The organism is Massilia aurea (assembly GCF_024753205.1).
GTDB classification, from domain to species: domain Bacteria; phylum Pseudomonadota; class Gammaproteobacteria; order Burkholderiales; family Burkholderiaceae_D; genus Telluria; species Telluria aurea.
Window position 1 is genome coordinate 58,626 of sequence record NZ_JANUGZ010000003.1, and the last position, 21,337, is coordinate 79,962.

The following is a 21,337-nucleotide window of genomic DNA, read 5'->3' on the forward strand; positions in this document are numbered from 1 at the left end:
CACCCAGCATGGACAAGAACCAGGTACACGATGTCGACGCCGCCATGCTGGCCGCCTGGCCGCTGCCGCAGCCGGGCACCGGGGGCGACAAGGAAATGCGCGGCCACATCCTGATCATCGGCGGCTCGCGCGAAATGCCGGGCGCCATTATCCTGGCGGCCACGGCCGCGCTGCGCGCCGGAGCCGGCAAGCTGACGATCGCGACCGGGGCCAGTGTCGCCCAGCTGGTCGCACTGGCGATGCCCGAGGCGCGCGTGATCGGCCTGACCGAGCACGATACCGATGGCTTCAGCCTCGACGCGGTGGCGAGCCTCGATCCGCTGGCCGATCGCGTGGATGCGGTGCTGGTGGGTCCCGGCATGCGCGACGAAGCCAGCACGGCGCGCCTGGTGCATGCACTGCTGCCGCGCCTGGTCGAAGCGGACGTGGGCCTGGTGCTCGACGCCTGCGCGATGGACGTCCTGCTCTATCCGCCAGAGCACTGGCCCGAAGGCAAGCCGATGCGCTTCGAGCGTCCTGTGATCATGACGCCCCACTGCGGCGAAATGGCGCACCTGACGGGCATCGACAAGGATTGCATCGTGGGCCTGCCCGATGCGCCGGCCCTGGCCGCGGCGCGCGACTGGAACGCCGTCATCGCGCTGAAAGGCGCACGCACCGTGATCGCCGCGCCGGACGGCTCGCTGTGGCAGCACGAAGGTGCCGGCAATATCGGGCTGGCCAGTTCCGGCTCGGGCGACGTCCTGGCAGGCATCATCGGCGGCCTGCTGGCGCGCGGTGCGACCGAAGCGCAGGCAGCCTGCTGGGGCGTGGCGCTGCATGCACGCGCCGGCGACCGGCTCGCCGAGCGCCTGGGGACGCTCGGCTATCTGGCGCGTGAACTTGCCGCCGAGGTACCGGTGCTACTGGAGCAGCTTGGCCGGCAGGACAAGCATGCGGCAGAGGGTGTGGCGACTGTCTCGGGCGATGTGCACCTGGGAACCTAGAACACTGGCGGTCACACGATGTGTGTAAAAAATGTTACCGATTTCCGTAAGTGTGCGGTATCTAACGAACCAGCTGTCGGGCTTGCGGTCTAATTGACACAGATGCATTGAAACACATTGAAGTCGAAACAGATTCACAGATGTACGCACTGGGGCCGCGTATTGCGTCGGTACCCTCAACGTTTCGCCAGTGGCCATCGGGTCGCAGTGGAACTGATCTGGCGCCGCAATGTCCCAACAAGCAGTCCGGGATCTGCGGCACACAAATAGACTCAATCGAGGAGTGAAAAAATGAATGCAATGACCAAGGCACCAAAAATCCTGCTGACCGCCGCTGTGCTGGCAACCCTGCTGGGCGCATGCAAGAAAGACGAAGCAGCGACCACCACGACCGTTCCAGCCGACACCTCGGCAACCATGCCAAGCAGCACCTCGGGCGCCACCGGCACCATGGGTGACACCGGCACTGGCGCAACGGGCACCGGCACCACCGGTACGGGCGACATGGGCACCGGCGCTGCTGCTGGCACCACCGGCACCACGACCGACACGTCGGGCGCAGCTGGCACCACCGGCACGACTGGCGCCACCGGCACCACGGGCATGAACGGCACCGTAGAAGGCGCCACCAGCCCACAGACCACCGACCCACAAAGCACCACCACGCCAGCAACTGGCACGACCGGCAAGTAATCGCGGTCAACCAGCCGAACAGCGCCCTGCAGGTTGGGGCGGGTTCGGCGCACCATCGCAGCCCGGCTTTTTAGCCGGGCTGTTTGTTTTGTGATGGCGTCAGCGCAGATCCCGGCGTGCGCTCGGACACGTCGCGGATCAATTGCTCCACGATCAGGAAATCAGCTGGCTTGGTCAGATGATGATCGAACCCTGCCTGGCTCGAGCGCTTGCGGTCCTGCTCCGCGCCCCACCCCGTCAGCGCGATCAGCGTCGATGTTTCCATGCCGGTGATGCGCCGCATCGCCTCGGCCGCATCGTACCCGGTCATGTCCGGCAACCCGATATCGAGAAACACGACTTGCGGCAACAGCGCCGCTGCCTGCAGCAACGCCGAAGCGCCGTCGTGCACGGCCGTCACCGTGTGCCCGTTCATCTCCAGCAAGGCCTGCAGCGTCTCGGCCGCATCTACATTGTCGTCCACCACCAGGATACGCAGCACGCCTGGGTCGGTCTGCGCTGCCTGCAGCGCCGCGTCGGCCACGACTGGCGGCGGCGCGGCGCTGTCGGCCGGCAGCGGCAGCCAGACCGTGAACTGGCTGCCCTGCCCGGCCCCGGCGCTGGTAGCGGCCACCCGGCCGCCATGCAGCTTCACCAGGCGCTGCACGAGGTTCAGGCCCACACCCAGACCGCCCTGCGCCATCTCGGCGCCCGCATGGGCCTGTGCATACATGTCGAACACCCCCTCGAGCGCATCGGCGGCGATGCCGATGCCGTTGTCCAGCACCGAGATCGCGACTTCATCGCCCTCGATCTGCGCCCGGATTTCCAGCGCGCCACCGGGCGGCGTGTACTTGGCCGCGTTGTTGAGAAGGTTGCTCAGGATCTGGGCCACGCGGTGGCGGTCGGCGTGCAGGCCGACATAACCATCCGGCAGGTGCACGGCCAGTGTGTGGCGGCCACGTTCGACCAGCGGCATGCTCATGTCGACGGCTTCGCGCACCGCGTCGGCCAGCAGCACACGTTCGCAGCGCAGCGTGACCTTGCCTTCTGCCAGACGCGCCATGTCGAGCAGGTCGTCCACCAGGTGCACCATGTGATCGACCTGGCGCCGCATGATGGCCTGCACGTCGCCGCTGGCCGCGCCGATGCGCATCAGCTCCAGCCCCGAGCGGATCGGCGCCAGCGGATTGCGCAGTTCGTGCGCAAGCGTAAACAGGAAGTCGCTTTGCGCGCGATTCTTCGCGCCCAGTTCGCGCGCCAGGCGATGCAGTTCCTGCTCGGCGTGTTTCTGGCTGTCGATGTCGAGCGTGACGCCGTCGAAGCGCTCGGGCTGGCCATTCTTGTCCAGGCCACACCAGCCGATGGCGCGCAACCAGCGCGGCGCGCCGTCGCCACCGTCCGCTGCGGCAACACGGGTACGGAATTCGAGGTCCAGCGGCGCGCCGGCGCGCACCGCGTATTCGACGCTCTCGGCCAGCCGTTCGCGGTCTTCCGGCTCCACCGCCGCCAGCAGTTCGCTCACCGAAGCGGCGCGCCCCATGTCGACGCCGAAGTGCAGCGCCATCTCGGCATTGATCTGGAAATGCGTGAACGGCACGTCGGCGTACCAGACGCCGATATCGCCCGCCTCGGACACGCGCTCGAAGCGCTCCTGCAACAGCTTGCGCGCATGGACGTCGATCACGGTGCCGACATAGCCGTCCGGCTCCCCGGCGGCGTTCACGCGCGGCAGGCCGGCATCGATGAACCAGCGGTAGCTGCCGTCACTGCCGCGCAGGCGGTAGTCGAACGAGAACGGCTGGCGCGCCGCACTGGCGGCCAGGAAGATCTCGCCCGAGCGCGCGGCGTCGTCGGGGTGCACGTTCTCGAGCCAGCCCATGCCCAGGTCCTGCTCCGGCGCGCGGCCCGTGTAGTCGTACCAGCGCTGGCTCAGATAGGTGCACAGGCTGTCGTTGTCGGTGGTCCAGAGCATCGCGGGCGAGGCATCGATCAGCGCCCGCACATGCGCTTCACGCGCCTGCGCATCGCGTGCGTTCTGGCGCCGCTCGCGTCCCAGCGCCACCTGGGTGCCGATGCGCGCCAGCAGTTCGTTGGCCGAAAACGGTTTGACCAGGTAGTCGTCGGCGCCGGCCTGCAGGCCCTCGACCTTGGCTTCTTCGCCGGCGCGCGCCGACAGCAGCATCACCGGCAGATGGCGCAGCACTTCGCTGGCGCGCACCTTGGCGATCAGGCCGAAGCCGTCCAGGCGCGGCATCATCACGTCCGACAGCAGCAGGTCGGGCGGATCCAGCAGCGCCATTTCGTAAGCCGCCTGGCCATCGGCCACCACGCGCACGTCGGCATGCGGTTCAAGCAGCGATTTCAGATAGGCACGCATGTCGTTGTTGTCGTCGGCGACCAGGATGCGCGGTCGCGCTTCAGGCTGCACCTCAGACTGCGCGGGCGCGATCGTGCCCAGGTCAGAATCCGGCGCCGGCGCAGCGCCTTCCTGCGTGTCGGGCAGCCAGCGTAGTGCTTCTTCGACGAACGCCGCGCCCATGCGCTGGCGGTCGCCCAGCGCTTCCGGCGCCTGCACGATGCGATCCGCCGGCAGATGGGCGTCGCCAAACGGCAGGTCGACATCAAAGCGCGTACCTTCGCCAAAGGTGCTCGACACCGCGATCGTCCCGCCATGCAGGCGTACCAGCTCCTGGATCAGCGCCAGGCCGATACCGGTGCCTTCGTAGGTGCGGCCCGGCGCGCCCTCGATACGGTGGAAGCGCTCGAACATGCGCGGCAGTTCGTGCTCGGGAATCCCGGTGCCGGTGTCCTGCACCGACAGGCGCGCCATGCCGGCATGTTCACGCAGCGTCACCGTCACGCCGCCGTGCAGCGTGAACTTGAAGGCGTTCGACAGCAGGTTGAAGACGATCTTTTCCCACATGTCGCGGTCGACAAAGACCGGCTGGGTCAGCGGCTGCAGATCGACCGTGTACTCCAGCCCCCCCTTGGCCATGGCCGACTCGAACACGCCGGCCAGGTCGACCGTCAGGCGCGTGAGATCGACCGGGACGTAGCTGGCCTGCACGCGGCCCGCCTCGATGCGCGAAAAGTCGAGCAGCGAATTGACCAGCTTGAGCAGGCGCAGCGAGTTGCGGTGCGTGAGCTCGACGCGCTGGCGCTGGACTGCATTCATCGACTCGGGCGCATCGGCCAGTGCATCGTCGAGCGGGCCGAGAATCAGCGTCAGTGGCGTGCGAAATTCATGCGAGACATTCGAGAAGAACGCCGTCTTGGCGCGGTCGATCTGGGCCAGTTCTTCGGCGCGGCGCTGCTCCTGCTCGTAGGCGACGACGTTGCCCACCGCAGTGTTGACGGCCGCGCCGAGCAAGGCGTAGAAATTGCGGTACTCGGCGTCGAGCGCGCGGCGCACGCTGACCCCGGCCACGACAAAGCCGAACAGCTCCTGCTGCCCGGGCAAGGTCAGTGGCAGCACCAGCGCGGAGCGCGGCGCGTCCTCGTACGGTCCGCAGGCAACACCGCCGAGCCGCGTTGCAACGTCATCGACCTGTTCGACGCTGTGCGACGCGCTGCTGCGGGCAAATGGCCAGATGCTGTCATCGAAGGCGGCTGCCAGCGGGGCCAGTGGGTTGCCCGCCACCAGGCCAGCGTTGCCACGCAGCGCCAGCATGCCTGTCTCGGCATCGATCTGGTAGAACAACACGAACGGCACGTCGGCCGTCATGGGCGCGCAGTGGCTTGCCAGCTGCGTACCGATGTCACCGATCGCGCGCACGCCTGACAGGCTCGCGGTCAGGTCACGCAAGCCCTTGCTGCGGCGCGCGCTGAGCACCTGGACCGTGGTTTCGGTAATTGGGTGGAAGATCCCGCCGATCGCGCCCGACTCGTCGCGGATCGGCGAGAACGAGAACGTCATATTGGCTTCTTCAAGGTAGCCACTGCGATCAAGGAACATCTGCTGGTCGCGGATGTACGCACCCGAGCCCTGGTGCGCGAGTTCGAAGGCCTCGCCCACGACCGGCAGGGCCGTGGCCCAGACCACCTTGAATGGCGCGCCCATGGCGGCAGGATGCAGGTCGCCGCAGATCGGGCGATAGGCGTCGTTGTAGATCTGGATGTCGTCCGGCCCCCAGCAGACCAGGATCGGGAACGTCGACGACAGGCACAGGCTGACCGATGTGCGCAGGCTCTGCGGCCAACCGGACAGCGGTCCGAGGGGCGTGGCCGACCAGTCCATGCTGCGGATCAGTTCGCCCATCTCGCCCCCACCGGCGAGCCAGTTCATGTCGTCGTTCACGAACAAGGCAATGGGCTGGGCTGCGGGCATGGGGCTGGACCTTACGGAGGAAAAATGGAGATGCGGCGTGGCGTCATGCGAAGGCACGCCACCGTTGCACATGCTGCCTAATGGCAAGGTGCATGGCAAAACAGCCGCTATTAGACCATAAGCCGTCGTCCGTCGGTTGCCGAGGTGCTATTTTACAACCCCGGTAAAGCAACCATTAGTCACGCATAAAAAAACACGGCCAGTCGAGACTGGCCGTGTCCGGTAAATCCGGCAAGGCGCGCGCAGCGCCCTGCCCTGGCGAATCAGACCGGCGCGACCTTGGTACGGCCGCGGCCCGTCACCATCTGCACGAGGCGCATGATCACCCGATACACCAGGCGTACCAGCGTCAGCGCCAGGATGGCTTCGACAAACGTCATCAGGAACGCCACCAGCGCATTGCGATGCTCGGCGCGGCGGCCATACTTGGCCACCATGCGGTCGCGGGCGATCTCGATGCTGTCATAGAAGGTTGGCACCACCAGCAGCGTCAGGATGGTCGAGGTGATCGTGCCGCCGATGATTGCAATGGCCAGTGGCTGGTAGAACTCGCCCGAGTCGCCCAGGGCCAGCGCCACCGGCAGCATGCCGGCGATCAGCGCGAAGGTGGTCATCAGGATCGGCCGCAGGCGCTTGCGCCCGGCCGCCATCAGCGCTTCTTCGCGGTCCATGCCTTCGTCCTCGAGCGCCCTGGCCGCGTCGAGCAGCAGGATCGCGTTCTTGGCCACCAGTCCCATCAGCATCAGGATGCCGATCATGCTCATCAGGTTGAGCGTGTTGCCGGTCATGATCAGGGCCAGCACGACGCCGATCAGTGACAGCGGCAGCGACAGCATCACGCCGATCGGCGCCGTGAACGAACCGAACTGCATCACCAGGATCAGGTACATCAGCGCGATGCCCGAGAACAGCGCAATGAGCATCTGGGTGAACAGCTCCTGCTGGTCTTCACCCGAACCGCCCAGCGCCAGGCCATAACCCGGCGGGAAGTCGAAGGTGCGCGCCAGCTTCATGGCGTCGGTCGTGACTTCGCCCGCCGAACGGCCCTGGGCATTGGCCGACACGGTGATCATGCGCTCGCCGTTCTTGTGGCGGATCGCCGACGGGCCCTTGCCCATCGTGATCGACGCAATCTGCTCGAGCGGCACCATCATGCCGGTGCCGGTGACCGGGATCGGCAGGCGCTCGATGCTGTCGGTATTGACGCGGTCATCAGGATGCAGGCGCACGGCGACGTCGCGGGTTTCACTGGTCGGATCGACCCAGTCGCCCACTTCGATGCCGGCAAACGCCACCCGCAGCGACTGCGCCGCATCGCCCACCGAAATACCCAGGGCATTGGCAAGCCCCCGGTCGAGCACGATCTGCAGCTCGTTCTTCGGATCCTGCTCGGACAGCGCAACGTCGACCGCGCCCGGCACTTCACGCAGCTTTTCCATGTAGGCGGTGGTCAGCTCCATGAGTTTGCGCGAATCGGGACCGGTAAATTCCACCTGCACCGGCTTGCCGCCGCCGGACAGGTCATCGATGACCGTGTATTCGGCGCCCACCAGGCTGGCGATCTTGGCACGCAGCTCGACGGCGACTTCGGACGCGGTGCGCTTGCGCTCGCTACGCTTGCCGATGTCGACGTAGATCGTGCCGCCGCTGGTCTTGACGTTGCTGTTGGTGTCCTTCGTTTCAGGCAAAGTGCGGGCCAGCACGGCCGCTGCTTCGAGCTTGCGGCGCGCATACTCGATCGACGACGAGGCCGGCGTACGCACCTCGATCTGCAGGTTGCCCGAGTCCTGCTTGGGCAGGAAGCTCGAACCGCCAAAGAAATGGTGCATGGCCAGCGCGCCGATCAGGCTGAGAACTGCCAGGCACGCCATCGCGCGGCGGTGATGCAGCGCCCAGGCGATCACGCGGCCATAGCGGTCGGCCTGACGGTCGAACCAGTGATTGAAGCGGTCGAGCACGGCGCCGATGCCGGTTTTCGGGCGGCTGTGGTGATCCGGTGGATCGCCCCAGTAAGCCGACATCATCGGGTCGAGCGTGAACGAGATGAACAGCGACACGATCACCGAGCAGGTCACGGTCAGGGCAAACGGGCGGAACCACTCACCGGACACGCCCGGCATGAACGCCACCGGCACGAACACGGCCATGATCGAGAACGTGGTTGCAGCCACCGCCATGCCGATCTCGGCGGTGCCTTCAAGCGCCGCGGTGCGACGGTCGGATCCCATTTCCATATGGCGCACGATATTTTCCCGCACCACGATCGCATCGTCGATCAGCACGCCAATGGCCAGCGACAGGCCCAGCAGCGTCATGAAGTTCAGCGTGAAGCCGCACAGCCAGACGGCGATGAACGCGGCCAGCACCGACGTCGGCAGCGCCAGCGCGGTGATCAGCGTCGAGCGCCACGAATTGAGAAACGCATAGACGACGAACACGGTCAGGACCGCACCCAGCACCAGCGCTTCGATCACGTTGTTCAGGCTCGACTGCGCATCCTTGCCGCCGTCGCGCACGACTTCGAGTTGGGTGCCTGCCGGCAGCAGCTTGCTTTGCGCCGCCACCACTTCGTGCACGCGCTTGGCCAGCGACACGGTCGAGGCGTCGCGTGAACGCGAGATCTGCAGGCCGACATTCGGCTTGCCGCTGCGCACCGACAGCGTGTTCACATCGGCAAAGCCATCGCGGATCTCGGCCACCTGGCTCAGGCGCACGATCTGGTCGCCATTACGCTTGACGACGATCTGCGAAAAGTCTTCCGGCCGCTCGATGCGACCGACGAGGCGGATGCCTTTTTCGTCGAGTTCGCTACGCAGCTTGCCCACCGGCGCGTTGGTATTACCGTTACGCAGTGCGTTGGTGACATCGGACGCCGAGACATTAAATTCACTTAGCTTCTCGGCGCGCAGCAGCACCGACAGCTCACGGCGCAGTGCGCCGTTGACGACCACGGTCGAGACGCCGTCGATGCCGCGGAATTCGTCGGCCAGCACGTCTTCGGCGTAGCGCGAGATTTCGGCGTGGCTTTGGGTGCTGGACGACAGCGCCAGCGACATGATCGGCTGGGCCGACGGATCGATCCGGCGCAGCACCGGCTCGCGCATCTCGATCGGCAACTTGTAGCGCACGGCGGCAATCGCGTTGCGCACGTCGTCCGATGCTTCGATCAGGTCGCGGTCGAAGTCGAATTCCATCCAGATCGAGGCGCCGCCTTCGTAAGAGTTGGAGTTGACGTCCTTCACGCCCTGGATCGCCTGCATCTGCTTTTCGAGGCGGTTGGTGATCTCACGCTCGGCAGTCTCGGGCGAAGCGCCCGGATAGGGAATGTCGACCACGATGATCGGAATCTCGACGTCCGGCTCCTGGTTGACCTTCAGCTTGGACAGGGCCAGCAGGCCGATGGCCATCATCGCGACGATGATGACAATCGTCGCGACCGGTTTCTTGACACTAAAATTGGACAGGAACATGGTGGGTTTTCCTTTGGTGTTCCTGGGCTTACTTGCCCTGGACCGCGCCGGCGCCCGCACCCGCGCCATTGGCGCTGGCAACACGGGCGTTCGGCATGTCGACCTTCTGGCCGTCCTTCAGGTTCGACGTCGGCGCACGCAGCACCACGTCGCCGGCCGCGAGGCCCTGCTTGATCTCGACATTGCCGGTGCGGGCGTCGCGCGCGCCGACCACCAGCTTGACCTTCGACAGCGTCTTGTCCCTGATGCGCCAGGTGTGGCTGGCGTCGCCCACGCGCACCAGCGCGCTCTCGGGCAGCATCAGCGCATCGCTCGCGGCGGCGTCGACACGCCCTTCGGCGTACAGGCCGGCCACGCGCGGCTGCGCATTGTCGACAAAGCCCACCAGCACCTCGACCTGGCGCGTCACCGGATTGGCGGCGGGGTCGATCCGTCTGACCACGCCGGCAAACGTCTGGTCCGCGTAGCCATTGACGCGGAAGTTGACCTTCTGGCCGATCTTGACGGTGCTGACCGAGTCCGCCGAAACCGCGCCTTCGAAACGCATGCTGGTCGGGTCGATGACCTTGACGAGTTCCTTGCCGATGGTGGCGGTGTCGCCATTGGAGACCTTGCGCTCGGAAACGATGCCGTCAAACGGTGCGCGCACGGTGGTGCGGGCCAGTTGCTGGCGCGCGGTGGCCACGCGGCTGCGCGAGCTCGACAGTTCACTCATGGCGTTGTTGCGCGCCATTTCGGCGTCGTCCAGCGCCTTGGCCGACGTCATGCCCGACGCCGTCAGGGTTTTCAGGCGCTCGAGCTGGCGGTTGGCTTGGTCGACGGCCAGCGAGGCGGCGCGTTGCATGTCTTCGGCCGACATCAGGGTGTCGCGGATCGAGGTTTCGTCGAGGCGCACCAGCACGTCGCCGCGCTTGACCGGCTCGCCATTTTCCTTGAGCACCTGCAGCACGATGGCCGAGACTTCAGCGCGCAGGTCGGCGCGGCGCTCGGGCTCGATCGAGCCGGTAATCACCGGGCCCGACGACACCGACGCACTCTGGATCGTCAAGACATCCTCCTGCGCCACGGTCAGCTGGGTCGGCTTGTTATCCTTGCCCTCGGGGGCTTTGGCATCTTTGCCGCAAGCGACTAAGCTTGATGCGATGGCTAGAACGAGGAGTGTTTTGCGCAGCATGGTGGTTCTCCGGAAATGGACTCGGTGTTTTTATAAAAATAAGTTCAGATACATCCAGCGCGCAGTATTCAGGAGGTCTCCAGCAGCGTCAATTGACGATCCTGTGGTTTGCGGAATTGGATGGATGAAGTGCGGAATCTGGCGATGAGCTGCATTCAGTCCGGGATGAAATGCAGTAAAAAACGGACAACCAACGAACAACCAACGGACAACAACGGACGCCCGGACGTCCGGCGGGATGCGCGGCGCACGCATCCCGTACATACATTAGAAACCGCCCAGCACGGTGTAGATCAGAAAGCCCATGCCGATGCCGGTCAGGATGCCGCCGGCGATTTCGAACCGGGTGTGCCCCATGCGCTCGCGCAGGATGACGTAATCTTCCTTGCCATCATGCAGGCGATTCAGTGTGACGGCGTGGCGACCGACGTGCTGGCGCAGGCTGTTGGCGTCGATCATGACGATGAAGGCGAGCGTGACGGCCACGCCGAACGCCGGATGGCCCATGCCTTCACGCAGCGCGATCAGCGTGGCCATGCTGGAGACGACGGCGCTATGGTTGCTGGGAAAGCCGCCATTGCCGACCAGGTCGAAGGCCCAGCGCCGGTAGCGAATACTGGATATGAGGAACTTGATCGGACCGACTACCATCCAGGTCAGTACCGGTGTGACGAGATAAATGATTTCCATGATGTCTTAGAGTGAAAAATGCTGGGCAGAATTATCTCAGAAGCAAGGCTCGACGGGCGACTTTCGGTACGGTCCATTTTGGCAGGGACACGGTAATATTGACCCAACAGATATCTGCACACAAGAGGCGCATATGCGGCATTTCCGGTGGTCGTTCGTCGTAACGGCAGTGCTCATGGTGCTCGCCGGCTGGTGGGGCTACGCGCACCGGGGCTGGCCGGGGCTGCTGCAAGCCTTGTGGATCACCGCCATCCTCGGCGTGCTCGAAGTGTCGCTTTCTTTCGACAATGCCGTCGTCAACGCATCGGTGCTCAAGCACTGGAACGAATTCTGGCGCAAGTTGTTCCTCACCGTCGGCATCCTGGTGGCGGTATTCGGGATGCGCCTGCTGTTTCCGCTCGTGATCGTGGCAGCCGCGACCGGCCTGGGGCTGCCGGACGTCTGGCACATGGCGCTCGACAATCCCGCCGAGTATTCACGCAACCTGACCGCGCACCACGCCGAGGTCGCCGCTTTCGGCGGCGCCTTCCTGATGCTGGTGTTCCTGAACTTTTTGTTCGATGAAGAAAAAGAGCTGCACTGGTTCGACTGGTTCGAAGCGAAGGTCGGCAAGTACGGCACCGAAGGCCTGGCCGTGCTGCTCACGCTGCTGTGCGTGGTCGGCGCCATGCGCCTGATGCCAGAAGCGCGCAAGCTGGCGGTGCTGATCGCCGGCGTCACCGGCGTGCTCATCTATATAGCGGTGAAATGGCTCAGCAACCTGCTCGAAGCGAAGGAACACGATCCGTCCGTGGGCGCGATCATCTCGCAGGGGAGCATCGGCGGCTTCCTGTACCTCGAGGTGCTCGATGCGTCGTTCAGCTTCGATGGCGTGATCGGCGCGTTTGCCATCACCAACGATGTCGTCATCATCATGCTGGGACTGGCCATCGGGGCGATGTTCGTGCGCTCGATGACCGTGTTCCTGGTCTACAAGGGCACGCTGCAGGAATTCGTGTATCTGGAGCACGGCGCGCACTATGCGATCGGCATCCTGGCGCTGATCATGTTCGCCAGCGTCCACTATCACATTCCCGAGTGGTTCACGGGGCTGTCCGGGCTGGCGTTCATTCTCGTGTCGCTATGGTCGTCGATCCGGCATCGCCGGCGGCTGGCCGCAGAAGAGGTCACGGCTGCCAGCCAGCCGGGCTGAATCCTTCGTTGTCCGGAATCCCGGTTTGCGATTAAGGCAAGGCATGGCAGAATGGGCGCGCACCGCGTTTGCGCTGCCCGTTTGCCAACCCCGCCCACTTTCTTGATCGACCAGCCCCAACCATGCCGACCACCATGCCCAAGCGCACTTCCGCCATCCTGCTCATCCTCATCGCCATCGTCGCGGTCCTGGCTGCAGGCTATACCTGGTTCACGCTGACCTGGTCGTATTCGGAAGGCGAACGGGCCGGCTACCTGCAGAAATTCTCCAAGCGCGGCTGGCTGTGCAAAACGTGGGAAGGCGAGATTCTGCTGTCGAGCATGCCGGGCGCGATTCCCGAGCGCTTCGTGTTTACGGTGCGCGACGAAACCGTGGTGCCGGCCCTGCTGGCCAGCATGGGCAAGCGCGTGCAGCTGACGTATGACCAGCACAAGGGCGTGCCGACCACGTGCTTTGGCGAGACCGAGTATTTTGTGTCGAAAGTGGCCGGCGGCCCGGACAATCCGTTGTCGCCAAGCCAGGCGCCGGGTTTGCCTGAACAGGCGCCGGCGCAGTAAGCACAGGGGCGGACCGCCCGCCCCCGTTATGGTTTGCGATCCGGGTCCAGCTCGCGCTGGGTCGCAATCACTTCTGCCAGCCTGGCGGCCGCCTGCGCCGCCGATGTATCGCCGGCCCGCGCCTGCGACTGCTTGAACCGGCCCAGCACCTCGCGCGTCAGGTCGGCCGAAACCGAGCGCTGCCCTGCTTCGACCTTGCGTTCGCCAATCGCGCGCTGGGTCGCTGCCAGCTCAACCGCGTCGTCGTCCTGACGCCGGCTTTCCAGATTCACCAGCTGCTTGCGCGCGTCGGCCATCTGCTGCGTCGCGTGCGCTGCCTTGCGCTGCATTTCGGCGTGCTCTTGCGCGTGTTCGAGCAGCGCCCGCTGCGCTTCGCGTTTTTCAAGCGCTGCCTGCACCGCGGCCAGCTCGGCCAGTTCGCGCTGGCGTGCCAGTTCGGCCTGCGCCTGCTCGGCGTCGGCGCGCGACATGGCTGCCTGCGCCGCCGCCTGTTCGGATGCCAGCCGCGCTGCCTGCGCTTCGTTGGCGCGGGTGTCGGCGGCGGCCTGCTCGCGCTGCGCGGCCAGCTTGCGCTCGACCAGCAACAACGCTTCACGCGCAGCCCGGGTTGCCTCGCGCTCGGCAGCGATCGCCGCCTCGGTCAAGGTCACCTGCTGCTGCTCGAGCTCGGCCCGTTCAGCCTGGGCCTGCGCCAGCTCGGCGGCGCGGCGCGCATGCGCTTGCTGCACGGTTGCGGCCGCCTCGGCCTGCGAGGCTTCTTCGATGGCGGCATCGGCCTGCGCCTGCTGCGCTTCCCAGGCGGCGCGCTGCGCTTCTTCGATGCGCCGCTCGGCCTCGATTTTCGACTGCAGGGCCGCTGCTGCTGCCGCTTCCGCCTCGCTGCGCGCCTGCGCCGCCAGCGTCAGCGCGTGCTCGGCCGCGATTTTCTGTTCGAGCGCTGCCAGGGCCTGTGCCTCGGCCGCTTTACGTTCCTGCTCGGCCTGCACCAGGTGTTCAGCCTGTTCGCGGCGCTGCGCCGCCAGTTGCGCCGCCTCTTGCTGCAACTGCACCTGCGACGCTTCGAGCGCCAGGGCCGCCGCGTCGTCGTCGTTCACTGCAGCCTGCGCGTCGGCTGCTGCCTGCGACAGTGCAGCACGCTCGTCGGCCAGCACGCGCTCGCGCCGGTGTTCTTCGGCCTCAACCTGCGCCGCGGCGGTGGCCGCTTCATCAGCGGCCATGCGCGCCCGCGCATCGAGCGCGGCCTGGGCTTCGGCTTCCAGCCGCGCCTGCACCTGCTCGCCCGCTTCTTCCTCAGCGCGGGCGCGGTCCTCGGCCACCAGACGCAGCTTGCGGTCGGCCTCAATGCGCGCTTCGGTCGCGGCCAGGATGCGCGTTTCGGCGTCGCGCCGTGCGGCGGCGCTCGATGCCGCCATCTGTTCTTGCCGCTCGCGGTGCACGGCGGCGTCGCGGATGTCTTTCTCGGTCTGCAGGCGCATGCGCAGCGACTGGCCGGCCACCCGTTCGGACTCGGCCTGGGCCAGCGCGATCGCCTCGCGTTCCTGCTCGATGTGGGCGTAAGCGCGTGCTTCTTCGAGTGCGCGCGCTTCGGCCGCCGCGCGGGCAAAGGCCGACGTGAGCGCGATCTGGTCGGCGCGCTCGCGCTGCTGGGTCAGTTCGAGGGCTTCGGCCTCGGCATCGGCCAGTTTCTCGGCGGTCTGACGCGCAGAGCGTTCGGCCCGCTCGCGCTCGCGCGCCAGGATGGCGATACGGGCGTCGGCGCTGGCGTTGTGCTGCACTTCTTCACGCGCCGCCTCGACAGCGGCCATGCGCTCGACCGCCTGCAGGCGCGCCTGCTCGGTGTGCACGACCAGTTCGTCGGCTGCGCGTGCGGCCTTGGCGGCCAGTTCGGCTTCGGCTTCGATCTGGGCCGTCGCGCGGCGGCGCGCTTCTTCTTCGAGGCGGGCACGCGCTTCGGTGGCGACCCGCACTTCGGTATCGCTTTTTACGCGCGCGCGCAGCTCGGCAGTCTCCTGACGAATCGCGTCCAGGCGTTCGCTGGAGGCCTGCGCGGCGGCGCGCAGCGAGTCGAGGCGTTCGCGGTTGGCGGCGATGGCGTCTTCGGAGGCCTGGGAATTGGCTTGCGCCGCCGCAGCGGCAGCGGCGTCGATCGAGGCGCGCTCATCGGCCAGCGAACGGGCGCGTGCTTCGGCGTGGTGGCGGCTCTCGGCCGCCATATTGGCCTTGGCTTCCGCCTCGACACGGGCGATTGCTTCCTGGATTTCGCGCATCTCGAGCGGTTTGCGACCCGGACCGGCAAAATCAGCAGGTTCCGCCGCAGCGGGCAGCACCGGCGTGACCGGCAGCACCGGCTGCGCAAACGCGGCAGCCGCCGGGGTTGAAACGGGCACTGGCATTGACACCGCATCGGTCGGCGCCAGCGCGCCGGCGGCCGGCGACAGGTCGATCGTGAAGTCGGTGTCGTCTTGTTGGGCTGGGTTCGGTTCCATGCGGAGTCTCTGTGGCGGCGGTCGGGTTGATTATCCGGCAAATCCGGTTCTCGTGCTATGCCGAACTGGGTGGCAATCGTGCATCAGCTTGGCGCTTTGCCACACCCATCTACATTCTTACATCTGCCACAGCGGCGGCTCATCCATCAGCGCGACCTGCTCGCGTAGTTCAAGAATGCGGTCTTGCCAGTAACGCTGGGTATTGAACCAGGGGAAAGCGGCCGGGAATGCCGGATCGGTCCAGCGCATCGCCAGCCACGCCGAGTAATGGATCAGGCGCAGCGTGCGCAACGCTTCGACCAGGTACAGCTGGCGCGGGTGGAAATCGCAGAAATCCTCATAGCCGGCCAGCACGTCGGCCATCTGGCCGACCATCTCCTGCCGCTCGCCCGACAGCAGCATCCACAGATCCTGCACTGCCGGGCCCATGCGGCTGTCGTCGAAGTCGACAAAGTGTGGCCCGTCAGGCGTCCACAGCACGTTGCCGCCGTGGCAATCGCCATGCAGGCGCAAGAGCGGCAATTCACCGGCGCGCTCGTAGCAGCGTGCAACGCCTTCCAGCGCCTGTTCCATCACGCTCGACCAGGCCGGCATCAGTTCGGGTGGCACGAAGTCGTGGCTGCGCAGCCAGTCGAACGGTTCGCGGCCGAACGTGACCGGGTCGAGCGCCGGGCGCAGCAAAAATGGCTTGACGGCGCCCTGCGCGTGAATGCGACCAATGAAGCGCCCAATCCATTCCAGCACGGCGGGGTCGCCCAGCTCGGGCGCGCGCCCGCCGCGGCTTTCAAACACCGAAAAACGGAACCCGTCGAACGTGTGCAGCGTGCGCCCGTCGATCTCGATGGCCGGCACCACGGGGACCTCCTGCGCCACCAGCTCGGCAACAAAGCCGTGCTCTTCCAGGATGGCCTCATCGCTCCAGCGTTCTGGCCGGTAAAACTTGACCACCACCGGCTCGCCCTCTTCGCGGCCCACGCGGTAGACGCGGTTCTCATAGCTGTTGAGCGCCAGCAGGCGCCCGTCACCATGCAAGCCGACGCTGTCGAGCGCATCGAGCACGGTGGCAGGATCGAGGCGCGCGTACGGGTGGTCTGGCGTGGCGTCGGCGGTGGCAGGGTTCAGGTTATCCATGCCCCATTGTACGGCGGCGCACGGTCGCGTGGTGATTGCGAACATTTCACTATTGCTGTGTTCGTTCGCGCACAGAGTGTGACAATCTAACAAGGTCTCATGTCATGTATGTACCCGCGCATCGTGCAGCGGACAAATAACTGCATAGGACTGACCATGAAAAAACTGACTTTGACCGTCATCGCTCTCGCCGCTGGCCTGCTGGCTGGCACCGCCATCGCACAAACTGCTGCCCAGCCGCCAAAGGCCGAGCCGAACATGCAAAAGGTGCTGGACGCGATGGCGGCCCTGAAGCCAAAGCCGATCGAAACCCTGAGCCCGGAAGAAGCGCGCAAGCAGCCAACCCCAAGCGACGCTGTCAAGAAAGTGCTGACCGACGCCGGCAAGAGCACGGCACCCGAACCAGGCGTGACGATGAAGACGCAATCGATCCAGGGCAAGGACGGCAGTTTCCCGATCCACATCTTCACGCCTGAAGGCGCGGGTCCGTTCCCGGTCGTCGTGTACTTCCACGGCGGCGGCTTCGTGATTGCCGACACCAAGGTGTATGAAGCGTCGGTGCGCGGCCTGGCCAAGAAGGCCAAGGCGATCGTGATCTCGGCCGACTATCGCCGTGCACCGGAGCACAAGTTCCCGACCCAGACCGAAGACGCATTCGCGGCTTACCAGTGGGCGCTGGCCAATGCCAAGAGCATCAATGGCGATCCAATGCGTGTTGCAGTGGCGGGTGAATCGGCCGGCGGCAACCTGGCGACCGTGGTGTCGATGATGGCAATGGAAAAGAAAATCCAGATGCCAGTGCACCAACTGCTGGTCTACCCGGTCGTGAACGACGACATGAACAACGAGTCGTACAAGAAGAACGCCAACGCCAAGCCACTGAACAAGGCGATGATGACCTGGTTCTTCAAGCACTACGGCGCCGACCCGAAGAGCCCGCACGCACTGCCGATGAAGGCCGCCTCGCTCAAGGGCCTGCCGCCAGCAACCGTGATCACCGCGGAAATCGATCCATTGATGACCGAGGGTAAGGCCTACGCCGACCGCCTCAAGAAGGAAGGTGTGACCGTCAACTATCGCCACTTCACCGGCGTGACCCACGAGTTCTTCGGCATGGACGCCGTGGTGCCGAAGGCCAAGGAAGCCCAGCAGTTCGCAGCTGATGAGCTGACCAAGGCGTTCGCCGCCAAGCGTTAATCTTCTGTACTACCGTTCGACACTGAAGTAAACGTTGCAAGCAGCGCCTCGCCGGCAGGTTTTTCGTGCCCGGCGACGGCGCAGGCGTTACACTGGCGCCTTTGACGCAACAGGCGCGCTCGCGCCACAGACCACCTACCCCATGCACCTCGAACAGCCCCTCTCCGAAAAAGAATTCGACGAACTCGACCAGTTCCTGCTCTCCGACCGTTGTTCCGACGACGCGATGACGATGGACACCCTGCACGGCTACCTGACCGCCATCGCGATCGGTCCGGAATCGATCATGCCGGCCGAATGGCTGCCAATGGTCTGGGGCGAAGACGAGGCCGCCGCGCCGAAATGGAAGAACAAGCGCGACGAAGAACGCATCGTCAACCTGATCATGCGCTTCATGAACGAAGTGTTGATCACGTTCGAGGTCGCGCCAAAGGATTTCGAGCCGCTGTTCTGCGAGCACGAGGTCGATGGCAAGGTGCTGATCGATCCGGAAGCCTGGTGCTGGGGTTTCTGGGAAGGCGTCGAACTGCGCGCCGGCTCGTGGGATGCGATCTGGGACAGCGACGTCGCCGAACTGATCCGCCCGATCTACCTGCTGGGCGCGGACGAAATCGAAGAAGCCGAACTGGCCGAAGTCGACGATCCGGTCAAGGTGCATGCCCTGGCGCTGCAGATCGAGGCCAACGTGCCGGCGATCTACCGCCACTGGCTGCCACTGCGCAAGCCAGCGGTGGAAACGATCGTGCGAGACGAGCCGAAAGTCGGCCGCAACGACGATTGCACCTGCGGCAGCGGCAAGAAATTCAAGAAGTGCTGCGGCGCTGAATAACAAGCCGCAGGATTGACGGCCTGGCCGTCAATCCTGCCCGACCTGTTCCCATACGTTTTCGCGAACCTGCTGCCCGGGCACCCTGCCCGGCACGCCGGCCAGCACCTCCAGCAATACCTCCACATCGAGCGGCTTGACCAGGTGGTGCGCAAACCCTGCCGCCAATGCCGCATCGCGGTCCTGCGGCTGCCCGTAACCTGTCACCGCCACCAGCACCGAATCGGCCATTCCAGGATCCTGCTGCAGGCGCCGCGCCAGTTCATGACCGTCGATTTCAGGCAAACCGATATCGAGCAGGCAGACATCGGGCCGCATGCTGCGCGCCCGCGCCAGTGCGCCCAGCGCCCCGTGTTCGATCGCCACGTCATGCCCCTGCGCCGCCAGCAGCAAACCAAGCATCTCGGCCGCATCCGTGTTGTCATCGACCACCAGCACTTTCAGCCGCGCGATGCCGGCTGGTGCCGCGACGACCGGCTCTGGCAGGTTCGGCGCTTCTTCGAGCAGCAGCGGCAGCGTGATGACGAAGGTGCTGCCCTTGCCCAGTCCCGGACTCGAACAGCCCACCGTGCCACCGTGCAGCTCGACCAGGTGCTTGACCAGCGCCAGCCCGAGCCCCAGGCCGCCCTGGGCGCGGTCCGATGAGCGCTCGGCCTGCGTAAACAGGTCGAACACGCGCCCGGTCAGTTCGACGTCCATGCCGATGCCTTCGTCGCGCACGCTCAGTACCAGGCGGTTGCCGTGCAGGTCGGCGCGCAGGTCGATGCCGCGCCCGGCCGGCGTGTACTTGGCCGCATTGGCCAGCACGTTGGCCACCACCTGCACCAGGCGCGCCTTGTCACCGAGCACCGCGATGCCAGCCGACGGCAGGCGCACGGTGAGCGTCTGCGCGCGCGTGTCGACCGTCGGACGCACCTGCTCGATCGCTTCTTCGATGACGGTGCGCGCGGCCACGCGCGCCTGGCCCAGCGTGATCAGGCCACGCGTCACGCGCGAGACGTCGAGCAGATCGTCCACCAGCCGTGTCATGTGGCGCACCTGGCGGCTGATGATGGTGCTGCTCTGGTGCACCCGGCGCACATCGACGTTGCCGAGCCGGAGCAGCTCGGCCGCGGCGCTGATCGGCGCGAGCGGATTGCGCAGCTCGTGCGCGAGCATCGCCAGGAATTCATCCTTGCGGCGGTCGGCCTCCACCAGCTTTTCTTCAACCAGCTTGCGGTCGGTGATGTCGCGGAAGAACGTCGCGATGCCGCCGTCCTGGGTCGGATAGGCGCGCAGATCGATCCAGACGCGGCGGCCATCGGGAAACTCGCGGCACTGTTCGGCGCTGCCCGCCTTACGGCTGGCCATCACGCGCTGGTACATGCGCCCGGCCTCGCACTCCCGCATGGCCGGGAACACGTCCCAGTGATTGCGGCCGACGACCTCGTCGCTCGTGACGGCGCAAATGCGCAAGCCTTCGGTGTTCATGTGCTGCATCACCCAGTTGCGGTCGAACAGCACGAAGCCTTCCGAGATATTGGCGAAGATCTCGCGGCCCCGGTCACGCTCTTCGCGCAGCATCGCATGCGCACGCGCCGTGCCGGCCGCCGCCCAGGTGCGCTCGGCAACGTCGCGCGCCAGCCGGATATCGTGTTCGGTCCACGCGCGCGGCGTCGGCGCATCGACGCACAGGCACGCGGCCAGGCGGCCCGCCGACATCAACGGCACCACCAGCATGGCGCCTACGCGCTCGCCAAACGGCGACTGGAGCGCGCGCGGATCGCTGGCGGCGTCGTGGATGCTCACCACGGCGCCCTGCTGCAGCGCGGCCATCATTGCCGAACCAAAGCGGTCCGGCTGCGCCTGCGGCGCGCTGCCCGCCAGCGCCGACAGGCAGGGTGCGGCCAACGTCCCGCTGAGCGGATCGATCTCGGCATACCGCGCGCGCGTCGCGGTCGAGTCTGCACTTAATTCTGCACCCAGCAGCGCACTGGCGGTGGCAATCACGTCACCCGGATCGGCCAGCACGGCCAGCGCGTCGGACAGCATGAGCTGGAACGCCGCGCGGCGCTCGCCCAGCATGCGGGCCGTGGTTTCCATCGCGGTACAGAACAGGCCGCCGACACTGCCGCCGTCGGCATGCAGCGGGGCGTACGAAAAGGTGAACCAGGCGCGCTCGGGATAGCCGTTGCGCAGCAGGCATAGCCCGTAATCTTCGAAAAAGACCGGCTTGCCCGCCATCGTGCGTTCGATCTGCGGCTGCAGCTCGGGCCAGACCTCGGGCCACACGGCCGCGAACGGCTTACCGAGCGCGCCTGGGTGGCGCTCGCCGAGCATCGGGATATAGGCATCGTTGTACAGGACGATGTGCTGTGGCCCCCACGCAACGAACATCGGGAAGGCGGAATGCAGCAACATGTCGACGGCCGTCTGGAGAGACGGCGGCCAGGTGTCGGGTGCGCCGAGCGGGCACTGGCGCCAGTCGTGGCTGCGCATCTGCGCAGCCATCACACTGTCACCCGAAAAAACGGTAGCGGAGAGCGAGGCCATGCGCAGGATTGTCGCATAACTTGCTTGCCGGATTGCAGCTTTTTCCGGTTTGGCAGTGGCCCTTGCGCAACTTTACAACTCTCGGATTACCGTT

General features: G+C 65.8%; 13 protein-coding genes. 6 read left to right on the forward strand and 7 right to left on the reverse strand.

Annotated elements, in window-relative coordinates; all coding sequences use genetic code 11:
• Nucleotides 1-8 precede the first annotated feature (8 nt).
• Nucleotides 9-986: an NAD(P)H-hydrate dehydratase gene (locus NX775_RS10940; RefSeq protein ID WP_258836046.1), complete on the forward strand. Its 978-nt coding sequence runs from the start codon at nucleotides 9-11 to the stop codon at nucleotides 984-986.
• Between the two features lie 291 nt (nucleotides 987-1,277).
• A complete protein-coding gene (locus NX775_RS10945) occupies nucleotides 1,278-1,679 on the forward strand; it encodes a hypothetical protein (RefSeq protein WP_258836775.1) in 402 nt (133 codons plus the stop codon).
• Nucleotides 1,680-1,749: 70 nt separating this feature from the next.
• On the opposite strand, the gene NX775_RS10950 is transcribed toward NX775_RS10945, so the two are convergent.
• The 4 genes from NX775_RS10950 to NX775_RS10965 all read right to left on the reverse strand — a co-directional run bounded on the left by NX775_RS10950 (nucleotide 1,750) and on the right by NX775_RS10965 (nucleotide 11,322).
• Complete coding sequence (locus NX775_RS10950) at nucleotides 1,750-5,988, reverse strand: ATP-binding protein (RefSeq protein WP_258836047.1); 4,239 nt, start codon at nucleotides 5,986-5,988, stop codon at nucleotides 1,750-1,752.
• Nucleotides 5,989-6,251: 263 nt separating this feature from the next.
• Nucleotides 6,252-9,458: an efflux RND transporter permease subunit gene (locus NX775_RS10955; protein ID WP_258836048.1), complete on the reverse strand. Its 3,207-nt coding sequence runs from the start codon at nucleotides 9,456-9,458 to the stop codon at nucleotides 6,252-6,254.
• A 28-nt stretch (nucleotides 9,459-9,486) separates the two neighbouring features.
• Nucleotides 9,487-10,632 carry an efflux RND transporter periplasmic adaptor subunit gene (locus NX775_RS10960; protein ID WP_258836049.1) on the reverse strand — a complete coding sequence of 382 codons (1,146 nt, stop codon included), beginning with the start codon at nucleotides 10,630-10,632 and terminating at the stop codon, nucleotides 9,487-9,489.
• 267 nt (nucleotides 10,633-10,899) lie between these two features.
• Complete coding sequence (locus tag NX775_RS10965; RefSeq protein WP_258836050.1) at nucleotides 10,900-11,322, reverse strand: divergent PAP2 family protein; 423 nt, start codon at nucleotides 11,320-11,322, stop codon at nucleotides 10,900-10,902.
• A gap of 133 nt (nucleotides 11,323-11,455) precedes the next feature.
• Here NX775_RS10965 and NX775_RS10970 point away from each other — a divergent pair, with 133 nt between their 5' ends.
• Nucleotides 11,456-12,514 carry a DUF475 domain-containing protein gene (locus NX775_RS10970; RefSeq protein ID WP_258836051.1) on the forward strand — a complete coding sequence of 353 codons (1,059 nt, stop codon included), beginning with the start codon at nucleotides 11,456-11,458 and terminating at the stop codon, nucleotides 12,512-12,514.
• A 122-nt stretch (nucleotides 12,515-12,636) separates the two neighbouring features.
• Nucleotides 12,637-13,071, forward strand: a complete 435-nt coding sequence (locus NX775_RS10975; RefSeq protein ID WP_221290079.1) for a DUF8785 domain-containing protein — start codon at nucleotides 12,637-12,639, stop codon at nucleotides 13,069-13,071.
• A 26-nt stretch (nucleotides 13,072-13,097) separates the two neighbouring features.
• Here the strand turns inward: NX775_RS10975 and NX775_RS10980 are convergent, their stop codons facing one another.
• Together NX775_RS10980 and NX775_RS10985 are read right to left on the reverse strand one after the other, a co-directional pair.
• Nucleotides 13,098-15,557: a coiled-coil domain-containing protein gene (locus tag NX775_RS10980; protein WP_258836052.1), complete on the reverse strand. Its 2,460-nt coding sequence runs from the start codon at nucleotides 15,555-15,557 to the stop codon at nucleotides 13,098-13,100.
• 117 nt (nucleotides 15,558-15,674) lie between these two features.
• Nucleotides 15,675-16,688, reverse strand: a complete 1,014-nt coding sequence (locus NX775_RS10985) for a serine/threonine protein kinase (protein ID WP_258836053.1) — start codon at nucleotides 16,686-16,688, stop codon at nucleotides 15,675-15,677.
• A 156-nt stretch (nucleotides 16,689-16,844) separates the two neighbouring features.
• On the opposite strand from NX775_RS10985, the gene NX775_RS10990 reads away from it, so the two are divergent.
• Nucleotides 16,845-17,885, forward strand: coding sequence for an alpha/beta hydrolase (locus NX775_RS10990; protein ID WP_258836054.1), 1,041 nt, complete (start codon nucleotides 16,845-16,847; stop codon nucleotides 17,883-17,885).
• A 142-nt stretch (nucleotides 17,886-18,027) separates the two neighbouring features.
• Complete coding sequence (locus tag NX775_RS10995) at nucleotides 18,028-18,714, forward strand: UPF0149 family protein (RefSeq protein WP_183550443.1); 687 nt, start codon at nucleotides 18,028-18,030, stop codon at nucleotides 18,712-18,714.
• Between the two features lie 27 nt (nucleotides 18,715-18,741).
• On the opposite strand, the gene NX775_RS11000 is transcribed toward NX775_RS10995, so the two are convergent.
• Nucleotides 18,742-21,243, reverse strand: coding sequence for an ATP-binding protein (locus NX775_RS11000; RefSeq protein ID WP_258836055.1), 2,502 nt, complete (start codon nucleotides 21,241-21,243; stop codon nucleotides 18,742-18,744).
• Between the last annotated feature and the right edge of the window lie 94 nt (nucleotides 21,244-21,337).

Excerpts from the sequence above, each read along its gene's own strand:
- NX775_RS10960 (WP_258836049.1), bottom strand. The coding sequence starts at position 10,632 with ATGCTGCGCAAAACACTCCTCGTTCTAGCCATCGCATCAAGCTTAGTC.
- NX775_RS10985 (WP_258836053.1), bottom strand. The coding sequence starts at position 16,688 with ATGGATAACCTGAACCCTGCCACCGCCGACGCCACGCCAGACCACCCG.
- NX775_RS10995 (WP_183550443.1), top strand. The coding sequence starts at position 18,028 with ATGCACCTCGAACAGCCCCTCTCCGAAAAAGAATTCGACGAACTCGAC.
- NX775_RS10980 (WP_258836052.1), bottom strand. The coding sequence starts at position 15,557 with ATGGAACCGAACCCAGCCCAACAAGACGACACCGACTTCACGATCGAC.
- NX775_RS10965 (WP_258836050.1), bottom strand. The coding sequence starts at position 11,322 with ATGGAAATCATTTATCTCGTCACACCGGTACTGACCTGGATGGTAGTC.
- NX775_RS10975 (WP_221290079.1), top strand. The coding sequence starts at position 12,637 with ATGCCGACCACCATGCCCAAGCGCACTTCCGCCATCCTGCTCATCCTC.
- NX775_RS10950 (WP_258836047.1), bottom strand. The coding sequence starts at position 5,988 with ATGCCCGCAGCCCAGCCCATTGCCTTGTTCGTGAACGACGACATGAAC.
- NX775_RS10940 (WP_258836046.1), top strand. The coding sequence starts at position 9 with ATGGACAAGAACCAGGTACACGATGTCGACGCCGCCATGCTGGCCGCC.
- NX775_RS10945 (WP_258836775.1), top strand. The coding sequence starts at position 1,278 with ATGAATGCAATGACCAAGGCACCAAAAATCCTGCTGACCGCCGCTGTG.
- NX775_RS10990 (WP_258836054.1), top strand. The coding sequence starts at position 16,845 with ATGAAAAAACTGACTTTGACCGTCATCGCTCTCGCCGCTGGCCTGCTG.
- NX775_RS11000 (WP_258836055.1), bottom strand. The coding sequence starts at position 21,243 with ATGGCCTCGCTCTCCGCTACCGTTTTTTCGGGTGACAGTGTGATGGCT.
- NX775_RS10970 (WP_258836051.1), top strand. The coding sequence starts at position 11,456 with ATGCGGCATTTCCGGTGGTCGTTCGTCGTAACGGCAGTGCTCATGGTG.
- NX775_RS10955 (WP_258836048.1), bottom strand. The coding sequence starts at position 9,458 with ATGTTCCTGTCCAATTTTAGTGTCAAGAAACCGGTCGCGACGATTGTC.